This window comes from Bacillus sp. MBGLi79 (assembly GCF_002953915.1).
The window spans coordinates 3901595-3911579 of sequence record NZ_CP026521.1 but is presented as its reverse complement, the minus strand read 5'-3'; the positions used below and the strand labels follow the sequence as shown (position 1 = coordinate 3911579).

Here is a 9985-nt window from a genome sequence, read left to right as displayed (position 1 = left end):
GGTGAAACTGAAGACAGCACAATCGCTGACATCGCTGTGGCAACAAACGCAGGACAAATCAAAACAGGTGCTCCGTCTCGTACGGACCGTGTTGCGAAATACAACCAGCTTCTTCGCATCGAAGATCAGTTGGCTGAAACTGCTCAATATCACGGTATCAACTCTTTCTACAACTTAAACAAGTAATAAAAAGACCGCCGAGTTAAGTCTCGGCGGTTTTTTTATGCAAACTTTCCTAGCTTCAGCTTTTATTCTCCTCCTGTCTATTTCCTATATTGATGTACAAACAGTTTTGAGTTTTTTAAAGACGTCCCGACTGAATACTTTGGAAGAATTTTCTCACTTATTTTTTCTGATTGTAGAACCTCTTTCAGCAGCTGTTTACACAGGCCTTCTAGTGTTTATAGATGCTGATTATATCTGTCTTTCGGTCTGACTCTCATGCTGGCTTTTTTTATCATATCAGTGAGACATGGAATGCAGCGGGGTACCGGGAAAAAAGCCATCAGCTCTTTTATGAAAGATCCAAATAAAGCCTCACCATATCGCGGCATTGAATCCCGTTTTCAAAAATCTCTTCATCATAGTGTCTGATAAAGAAATCATGGTCGATTGACTGAAGGCGGAATCCGCATTTTTGATAGAGAGAAAGCTGATGAATGCTTGAATTCCCCGTCCCGATTTCAATTGTGTCCGCCCCCAGCTCCTTCGCCTTTTCGATGGCGTCAAGTACAAGCTGTTTGCCAAAGCCCTTCTTCTGAAGAGATTCTTTTACGGCAATATTTATAATTTCAACCGTTTGCGGCCTTGTTTTTAGCAACACATAAACACCTGCAAGCTCATCACCGGCCCAAGCCGTGTAACATTCTCCCCTCTCAAGGTATTCATCTACAATGTCTTTGGACGGATCGGCGAGCAGCAATAGATCATATAATTCGTCATTTGTATCTTCTCTTAATTCGATCCTGAGTTTTTGCATATTCTTACCACCTTTTTTAGTCTGATAGACATTTAATTTTTTCATTCGTTCCCAATTTCATTCTGTTTTATTATAAAATATGAAAAGTAGTAAATGTTATCAATTCAGTAGAATAGGAGGAAAGTCATGTTTTTTTGCAAGAATTGCGGTACTAAGAATAATGAAGGGGCCAAGTTTTGTAAAGAATGCGGCACCCCGATCGGAGGGAGCAGTAAACAGGCCGATCCAGAAACAGCAAGCACTGCCGAAACGAGGCAGGCTCCGCGAAAACCGATCCCTAAGAAAACCATCATTTTATGGAGCAGCATTGCCGCAGCGTGCGTTATATTATTTGCCGCATATAAAACCGGAGCGTACTTTACTTCAAAGGATAGGTTAATTGACAAGTTTGAGCAGGCCGTAAATGATGAGGACAAGGATCAAATCGCGTCTCTTCTCACACCGGTAAATGACAAGCTGAAGCTCACTAAAAACAATGTAAAACCGTTTCTTACATATTTGAAGGACCATCCAGACAAAAAGGATGAACTTTTTGCATCGCTGCGTGATGAAGCAGCCCAGAAGGACATTGTATATGCGGAAAAAGACGGGAAAAGCCTGCTGGTATTCGATCATTACGACTTAATGATAGCACCTGTTTATTTTGAAGTGGCCAGCAATTATAAAAATACCGATTTATATGTCAATAAAGAGGAAGCCGGATCTGTAAAGAAAGCCGATCAAGCACAAACCCTTGGTCCGTACATTCCCGGTGAATATACAGTCTCAGCCAAACTGAAAAACGATGTCGTCGATCTTGTGAAAAAAGAAGACATTCAGGCAGTTGGCGATAACAGCTTTCGTGTAGATCTCTCATTGGAAGCAGACGATGTGACATTCAGCTTAGAGGATGACATCAAGAGCGGGAAGGGAGATTTACTGATTAACGGCAAGTCGATTCATAAAGATCCATTCAAAACTTTTACATATGGCCCTCTTTTGACTGATGGCAGTATGTCGGCGACTGTGAAAACTGACTTTCCATGGGGAAAGCAAATGACTGATGCAATGCCAATTACAGGTAGCGAAATGAAGATGAGATTAGTTCCCGATAAAGAAACAAAAGAAAAAGTCATAGAAACCATTAATAAGGCGACTGAGCAATACACGGCTGCCTTTTCCAATGGGAAAACCGAACAGATGACAAAAGCTGTATCCGATGTTAAAGCTCAAACGAAAAAACAAATTTCAGAGATGAAGAGCAATCATATGTATTATAAGGATAAATATATAGAAACAGATTACGATCTTGATTCATTTGCTATTTCACAAAGTGACAAGGGACAATGGATTGTTTCAGTGAACGGAAATGAACTTCACGAATCAGCTTATTTTGATGATTATACAGAACCTGAGATGAAACAAGAACATACAGCTTATCGTTATTATTTGTCTTATGATAAAAAACAAAAAGAATGGAAGCTTGAGAGTGCGGAGACCACTTCTGATTCCATAGGAGACCATATAAAAACTCTTAAAAATGAAAATCCTAAAATATACACCTCCGCTTGGGCGTCATCAAATGAGTCCAAAGTTAATTCCGACACACTTACAAAAGAGCAAGTGACATCATTTATGGTTGATTATCTGACAAATCAATCAAGTGCTGTGAGTTTAAATGAATTTGCAGTGATGGAAGGTAATTTGGAAAAAGGAAGCACATTATATGCTGATCAGCAGAAACTAGTTAAGAAATTGTATAGCGAGGGGACGACTGAAGTATTTATTGATGTAGAGGTCAAAAGCTTTAGTCAAAGCGGCTCGAATATCACAATTAAAACATACGAAGAATTCGAAATCACAAAATCAGGCAGCAGTCCGAAGCTCAGAACATATAATTGGACCTATACCGGCGTAGTGAAGAACGGAAGAATATACTTAACATCTATTCAATAAAAGAACCCCATCGCCAGCAGGTGATGGGGTTGTTTTTAAAAGAGCATATAACGGAAAATCTCTTTGACATAGTGTTCGATAATAAGCTGAAATGTGACGCAGATGATCAGATAAATCACAATCGTTGAGTAAATGACGTCAACCTTCTCTTTATATGAATGCTGGTAACTGCTCAGCATCGCAGGAGGAATGGCGAAGAATGCACCGATTAAACCAACGGCTAATATAGTAAAGCAAATGTCTGTATGTAATAAAAAGAAGAAAAGGGCAAGAATCAAAATAGCCGTAAACGGAATGAGAAACGCTCCGAATCTTGAGAATGAATCTTTAAAAGACACTTGGTTCCCCGCGATTTTCAGGGCGAAAAAGATGCATGCAGGCCAAATAGAAATAAAATAAAATAAATGGTTGGCTCTAAGAAGATTGCTGTAAAGCTTACGCTTCCGGGACCGTCTGAAAAAAGAATATAAAACATCAAAGGGGTCAGCAAACTGAAAAGAACCAGCGTAATCACCGCGCTGATCAACTGCTCTCCGCCTGTTGCTTTACATTCCTGATAAGGGCGTTTCAGGACGGCCAGGACAAATGAACCGAACTGTTTTGCTGCTTGTTTTGCAGCGGCTCCAGTCTGAGATGTCTGCTGTTGGCCTGATTGACCAGGGAGCGGCGAACCGCATTTCTCACAAAACTTTCCGCCATCAGTTTGATGGCCGCATTGAGGACAATACATAAAATAACTCCTTTACCTGTAATATAGGGAAAATAGACTAATAGTTTTATTATAAAAGAAAAAAGTTGTAAAGTAATCAATATTCATACAAAAAAAGATACGAGCCTTATAGCAGCTGTGTCTTTTTTTATGCTAGTTATTCATATATTTCTCAAATACATCTTCAAAATCTTTGATATGATACTGCGAGCGAACGGATGTCAGCCAAGTGAACCCGAATTCGGTCAGTCTTTATATTGCGTTTCAATTGACGTGCTCAGGGCGGGTATGGTGAAGAATCGTCACTGCTTTATCTAAGATTTGCTCCGCTTGATTGATTAAAATGTCATTTTCATAGGTTGTTTCAGCGATGCGGAGAAGAGCTTTATAAAGGTCTTTTCATTTTTAATCTGGTCTTTGTGGACATCAATGTCGAATTATTCACCGCCCAGCTTAAGCTTAATTTCAACATCCAAATCGACTTTTCCGGCAGTTTCAAGAAAAACGTCAGAGATTTTATATTGCGAATAAGGGTAGCGGTCCTAACAGGCTATAAAGGTTTACCGGGAAATCGCCTCCGGGTAAAAGGGGGAAGAATAATTCTATTTTCTGTGCAGACAATACCAACAAGGAGGTATATGATGTTCTCATTCATCGTTCACGTCTTCATTTCTTTATTCGCAGTATCAAATCCGATCGGAAACGTACCGATATTTCTGACGCTGACAGAAGGCTATACATCAGCGGAAAGAAAAGCGATTGCCCGGAAGGCAGCTATTTTATCCTTTTTTATTCTCGCGGCTTTTTTGGTTTTCGGCCATCTTATCTTTAAACTGTTTGATATCAACATTCACGCGCTCCGAGTGGCGGGCGGCATATTCATTTTCGGCATTGCCTATAATCTATTGAATGCGAAAGAATCACACGTGCAGTCTCTTCATCATGATGAACATAAGGAAAGCAAAGAAAAAGCCGATATATCAGTCACGCCTTTATCCATTCCGATTATTGCGGGGCCCGGAACGATTGCAACAGTGATGAGCCTTTCCGCCGGTCATAGCGGCATTGGTCATTATGTCGCTGTCATGATTGGCATAGCCGCAGTGATTGCCCTGACCTTTCTCTTTTTCCACTATTCTGCTTTCATTAGCAGCAAACTCGGAAAAACCGAGATGAATGTGATTACCAGACTGATGGGATTAATCTTAGCCGTGGTCGCGGTCGGGATGATTGGTGCCGGGCTGAAAGGCATGTTTCCGGTCTTAACCTCATGATGCAAAAAAGCAGCTCCCTTATTTTAGAGAGCTGCTTTCTTTTGTTTTCGGCACATATTGAAAGATTTCCTCACTCTCAAAAAATTCAATCAACCTGCTCAGCCAGTCATAGTAATGAAGCCATTCTTTTAATTCATTCAGCAGCTGATTAACCTTCTCTTCCGCTTCCGGGGTGAGCCCGTCCCTTTGTAAAAGATCAGTCAGCTCCCGGTTTAATTTTTTATAAAGCACTTTGTTTTTGCTCACGACCTTTGTCCAATTGGCCGCGAATAAAGAAATGAAGGTTTGATAATAATCCTGTTCGACGTCATAAAGGTCTTTTCGTACGCCTTTTTCAAACACCTTTTCGGCGATATTGGCATCGATCATTTCACGGACAACCTGGCTCATCCGTGTTTTGCTCATGCCCGTAGCCTCAGAGAGCTCGCTTAAGGTCATCGGTTTTCGATTCATATAAATAATTCCGAGCACACGTCCGACAGTTGAAGGCATTCCAAACGTATGCATATTTTCGGCAATCTTCTCAATGAGATGCTCTTCAGCATGTTCAATGATGTCGAGAGCGGTTTTTTTCACAGCTGATCATCCCTTCAAATGGAAATTGATGGTGTCAATATATCATATTTCTTCCTGATGTTGAAAATAGCTGAATGCAGAGGAAGTGGGAGGTATTCGGCGTAATTGTAAGAACACCCTTTCCGTCTCGGTCATAACAATAAATAATCTATAAATAACATATAATTTCAACACATTGTAAACTTTTTATTTTACAAAGTTCAAACTATAATAAGGATTATACTTTTCAGAAAATTTAATGGAAACCTGCGGAGGTGCACGGATTGCTGAAATTGGAACAAGTGTCAAAAGTATATAAAGGCGGCAAAAAAGCTGTGAACAGCATTGATTTAGATATTGCCAAAGGCGAGTTTATCTGTTTTATCGGTCCGAGCGGCTGTGGAAAAACGACGACGATGAAGATGATCAACAGGCTGATAGAACCATCGTCTGGAAGGATCTTTATCGACGGAGAAAATATTATGGAACAGGACCCTGTTGAGCTGAGGAGAAAAATCGGCTATGTGATTCAGCAGATTGGTTTGTTCCCCCATATGACCATCCAGCAGAACATCTCACTCGTACCAAAGCTGCTGAAATGGCCTGAGGAAAAACGGAAGGAACGGGCGCGAGAGCTGTTAAAGCTTGTGGATATGGGTCCGGAATATTTAGACCGTTATCCCCATGAGCTCAGCGGCGGGCAGCAGCAAAGAATCGGCGTGCTGCGCGCGCTGGCCGCAGAACCCCCTCTCATTTTAATGGATGAACCGTTCGGAGCGCTTGACCCGATTACGCGTGATTCCCTTCAGGAAGAGTTCAAAAAACTGCAGAGAACACTAAACAAAACGATTGTGTTTGTCACCCACGATATGGACGAAGCGATTAAGCTTGCTGACAGAATCGTGATTTTAAAAGCGGGAGAAATCGTTCAAGTCGGCACACCTGATGAGATTCTCCGGAACCCGGCAAATGAATTTGTTGAAGAATTTATCGGGAAAGAACGCCTGATTCAGTCAAGACCGGATATTGAGCGGGTAGAGCAAATGATGAACAGAACGCCGGTGACGGTATCTGCGGACAAAACGCTTTCTCAGGCGATTCAGCTGATGAGAGAAAAACGTGTTGACTCGCTGCTTGTTGTGGACCGGCAAAACGTGCTGAAGGGCTATGTTGATGTGGAAATGATTGATCAAAACCGCAAAAAAGCGAGCATCGTTGGCGATGTATACCGCTCAGATATATATACCGTTCAAAAAGGGGCGCTACTTCGCGATACCGTCCGAAAAATTTTGAAGCAGGGGATCAAGTATGTTCCGGTCGTCGATGAACAAAACCATTTAGCAGGGATTGTGACAAGAGCGAGCCTCGTTGATATCGTATACGATTCCATATGGGGCGACGAGGAAAACCAGCTCATGACGATCTGACCAGGGGAGGAGCTCTTTTAAGATGAATCAAATGATGACTTTTTTGCAAACGAACGGCGGAGAGCTGCTGTATAAAACAGGAGAGCATTTATATATTTCACTCATAGCCGTTGTATTGGGCATTATCGTTGCAGTGCCGCTCGGTGTTGCTCTTACCAGAATGAAAAAAGGCGCAGGTGCGGTTATCGGTTTCGTAAACATTGTGCAAACCCTGCCGAGTCTTGCGATTTTAGCCTTTTTTATTCCGCTTCTCGGCGTAGGAAAGGTGCCGGCGATTGTCGCTTTATTTTTCTATTCGGTGCTGCCGATCCTGCGCAATACGTATACCGGCATTAAAGGTGTAAATAAAAACCTGCTGGAATCGGGAAAAGGGATTGGCATGACCGGCTGGGAGCAGATTCGGCTCGTCGAAATCCCGCTGGCGATTCCCATCATCATGGCGGGTATCCGCACATCAACGATCTACCTAATCGGCTGGGCGACACTTGCGTCGTTTATCGGGGGAGGCGGCCTCGGGGACTATATTTTTATCGGCCTGAACCTGTATCAGCCTGAATATATCATTGGCGGTGCCGTGCCTGTCACAATTCTGGCCATTATCATTGATTATGTGCTGGCTGTGACAGAACGAAAGGTGACGCCGAAAGGCTTGCAAGGGATGAAGGAAGTTTCGTAAGGAGTTGGCTCTGTTGAAAACGAAAAAAATCAAATGGCTTGGCGCGTGCGCTCTAGGTTTGGTCATACTGCTAAGCGGCTGTTCTCTGCCGGGACTCGGCGGCGCTTCAGACGACACGATCAAAATCGGGGCGCAAAGCATGACAGAATCAGAAATTGTAGCGAATATGATCGCGCAGCTTATTGAACATGATACAGATTTGAATACCGCTTTAGTGAAAAACCTCGGGTCAAACTATGTGCAGCACCAAGCGATGCTGGGCGGTGACATTGATATTTCTGCCACGCGCTATTCCGGAACTGATTTAACAAGCACCCTCGGCAAGGAAGCGGAGAAAGATCCGAAAAAAGCCCTGAACATTGTGCAGAACGAGTTTCAAAAGCGCTTTTCTTATAAATGGTTTGATTCCTACGGCTTTGATAACACATATGCCTTCACCGTAACAAAAAAGTTTGCGGAGAAGGAGCATATTAACACCGTGTCTGACCTGAAGAAAAATGCCTCCCAATATAAATTAGGCGTCGACAATGCTTGGCTGAAACGAAAAGGCGATGGGTATAAAGGCTTTGTCAGCACATATGGCTTTGAGTTCGGCACAACGTATCCAATGCAGATCGGGCTAGTCTATGACGCAGTCAAAAATGGGAAAATGGACGCCGTTCTGGCTTATTCAACGGATGGACGGATTAAAGCCTATGACTTGAAAATCTTAAAAGATGATAAGCGTTTCTTCCCGCCGTATGACTGTTCACCAGTGATTCCGGAAAAGGTGCTTAAGGCGCATCCCGAGCTTGAGGGTGTGATCAATAAGCTGATTGGGCAAATCGATACGGAAACGATGCAGGAGCTGAACTATGAGGTGGATGGCAAGCTGAAGGAGCCGTCTGTCGTAGCAAAGGAATTTTTAGAGAAACATCATTATTTTGACTAAGAAAAGAGGTGGATCATATGGAAGTACTACAGCAGCTTGGCACTTACTATTCGCAAAACGGCGGTTACGTGCTGCAGGAGTTTTACCGCCATTTTCTGATGTCGGTGTACGGCGTTTTATTTGCTGCCATTGTTGGAATTCCGCTCGGCATCCTGATAGCCAGATACAGAAAATTAAGCGGATGGGTTTTTGCGGTCACGAACGTCATTCAGACGATCCCGGCTCTCGCCATGCTCGCCGTGCTGATGCTTGTCATGGGGCTTGGCGCTAATACGGTGATATTGTCATTATTTCTGTATTCTCTTCTGCCGATTATCAGAAATACGTATACAGGGATTATCAGCATTGAACATGCTTATCTTGAATCCGGAAAAGCAATGGGGATGACAAAATTTCAAGTGCTGCGGATGGTCGAGCTTCCGCTTGCGCTATCGGTCATAATGGCCGGCCTGCGCACTGCGCTTGTCATTGCCATCGGCATTACGGCCATCGGGACATTTGTCGGAGCAGGAGGTCTCGGAGACATCATCGTCAGGGGATCAAATGCCACAAACGGAACCGCGATTATATTAGCTGGAGCAATCCCCACAGCTTTGATGGCGGTGATTGCCGATTTGGTCATGGGCGGGCTTGAACGAGCGTTAAGCCCGATTAAAAAGAAAAAAGGAAATTTTATTATAGCTGATAGAAAAACCACCTCTATTTAAATACAACGGAGGTGGTTTTTTTAAATAAACAACATGTGTTAGTACCTGTTAAACATATTTTCCAGTGTTGAGATCATCCAATTATTTGAATAAAATACAAAAACATATATTATAACCAATTGGAGAGTTGTTTTTAAAAAAATTTCAAGTTATGATGAAAATAATACATTTATACAAATATCTAAATGTCTAAATGTTTTTTTGTAAAGGAGAAAACGCTATGAATAATGTTTTCAAAGCTATATCAGATCCAACAAGGAGAAAAATTTTGGATTTGTTAAAAGGAGGGGATATGACTGCGGGAGATATTGCTGAGCATTTTAATATCAGCAAACCGAGTATTTCGCACCACTTGAATATTTTAAAGCAAGCGGAAGTCATAAGTGACCACCGCAAAGGACAAATTATTTATTACACTCTAAATACAACAGTACTTCAAGACTCAATAAATTGGATGCTTAACTTTATAAATAAAGGGGATAACGATTTATGAAGAAAAATATAATTTCCATAATTATTGTATGTTTGAGTTTCTTGACTTCAATTATATTATATCAATACCTTCCAGAAGAAATACCGATACAATGGTCAGGAAATAAACCGACTGCAATTGTATCTAAACCTTTAACAATATTTATTATACCTGTTGTTATGCTTATTTATTATCTTACTTTTTATATGTTAACTATTAAGTCTACACAAAAAAATAAAGCATTGCTTTTCCTAGCTTCTAATAATATGTTAATCCTTTTATATATTTTACAACTCTCAACTCTATTGATATAATATAAT

The 9985-nt window shown here is 41.7% G+C and carries 9 protein-coding genes and 4 pseudogenes; 9 read left to right on the top strand and 4 right to left on the bottom strand.

Going from position 1 to position 9985, the window contains the following annotated elements:
• Window positions 1–186: pseudogene (gene eno, locus C1T29_RS20000) on the top strand (phosphopyruvate hydratase); the annotation flags it as partial.
• Between the two features lie 328 nt (window positions 187–514).
• Here the strand turns inward: eno and C1T29_RS19995 are convergent.
• Complete coding sequence (locus tag C1T29_RS19995) at window positions 515–979, bottom strand: GNAT family N-acetyltransferase (protein ID WP_095431914.1); 465 nt, start codon at window positions 977–979, stop codon at window positions 515–517.
• A 126-nt stretch (window positions 980–1105) separates the two neighbouring features.
• On the opposite strand from C1T29_RS19995, the gene C1T29_RS19990 reads away from it, so the two are divergent.
• Window positions 1106–2914: a zinc ribbon domain-containing protein gene (locus C1T29_RS19990; RefSeq protein WP_103750214.1), complete on the top strand. Its 1809-nt coding sequence runs from the start codon at window positions 1106–1108 to the stop codon at window positions 2912–2914.
• Window positions 2915–2949: 35 nt separating this feature from the next.
• Here the strand turns inward: C1T29_RS19990 and C1T29_RS19985 are convergent.
• Both C1T29_RS19985 and C1T29_RS19980 read right to left on the bottom strand, forming a co-directional pair.
• Window positions 2950–3644: pseudogene (locus C1T29_RS19985) on the bottom strand (zinc ribbon domain-containing protein).
• Window positions 3645–3776: 132 nt separating this feature from the next.
• Window positions 3777–4162, bottom strand: a pseudogene (locus C1T29_RS19980) (YvbH-like oligomerization domain-containing protein); the annotation flags it as partial.
• A 99-nt stretch (window positions 4163–4261) separates the two neighbouring features.
• Between C1T29_RS19980 and C1T29_RS19975 the strand changes: the two are divergent.
• The gene (locus C1T29_RS19975) at window positions 4262–4897 is read left to right on the top strand and encodes an NAAT family transporter (protein WP_080478277.1); all 636 of its coding nucleotides are present in this window, start codon (window positions 4262–4264) and stop codon (window positions 4895–4897) included.
• An 18-nt stretch (window positions 4898–4915) separates the two neighbouring features.
• Here C1T29_RS19975 and opcR read toward each other — a convergent pair whose 3' ends face one another.
• Window positions 4916–5473: an opuC operon transcriptional regulator OpcR gene (gene opcR, locus C1T29_RS19970; protein ID WP_014665408.1), complete on the bottom strand. Its 558-nt coding sequence runs from the start codon at window positions 5471–5473 to the stop codon at window positions 4916–4918.
• 263 nt (window positions 5474–5736) lie between these two features.
• On the opposite strand from opcR, the gene opuCA reads away from it, so the two are divergent.
• From opuCA to sdpI, 6 genes and pseudogenes are all read left to right on the top strand, one after another.
• Window positions 5737–6879 (top strand): osmoprotectant ABC transporter ATP-binding protein OpuCA, encoded by a 1143-nt coding sequence (opuCA, locus tag C1T29_RS19965; protein ID WP_003243370.1) that lies wholly within the window; start codon window positions 5737–5739, stop codon window positions 6877–6879.
• 22 nt (window positions 6880–6901) lie between these two features.
• On the top strand, window positions 6902–7555 hold the full coding sequence (gene opuCB, locus C1T29_RS19960; protein WP_003228349.1) for a glycine betaine/carnitine/choline/choline sulfate ABC transporter permease OpuCB: 654 nt from the start codon (window positions 6902–6904) through the stop codon (window positions 7553–7555).
• A gap of 13 nt (window positions 7556–7568) precedes the next feature.
• On the top strand, window positions 7569–8486 hold the full coding sequence (gene opuCC / locus C1T29_RS19955) for an osmoprotectant ABC transporter substrate-binding lipoprotein OpuCC (RefSeq protein ID WP_071582318.1): 918 nt from the start codon (window positions 7569–7571) through the stop codon (window positions 8484–8486).
• Between the two features lie 17 nt (window positions 8487–8503).
• Window positions 8504–9193 (top strand): glycine betaine/carnitine/choline/choline sulfate ABC transporter permease OpuCD, encoded by a 690-nt coding sequence (gene opuCD / locus C1T29_RS19950; RefSeq protein ID WP_103750213.1) that lies wholly within the window; start codon window positions 8504–8506, stop codon window positions 9191–9193.
• A gap of 220 nt (window positions 9194–9413) precedes the next feature.
• On the top strand, window positions 9414–9686 hold the full coding sequence (gene sdpR / locus C1T29_RS19945) for a sporulation delaying system autorepressor SdpR (protein ID WP_208945539.1): 273 nt from the start codon (window positions 9414–9416) through the stop codon (window positions 9684–9686).
• Window positions 9683–9976: pseudogene (sdpI, locus tag C1T29_RS19940) on the top strand (immunity protein SdpI); the annotation flags it as partial. The gene sdpR and the pseudogene sdpI, both read left to right, overlap by 4 nt.
• Window positions 9977–9985 lie beyond the last annotated feature (9 nt).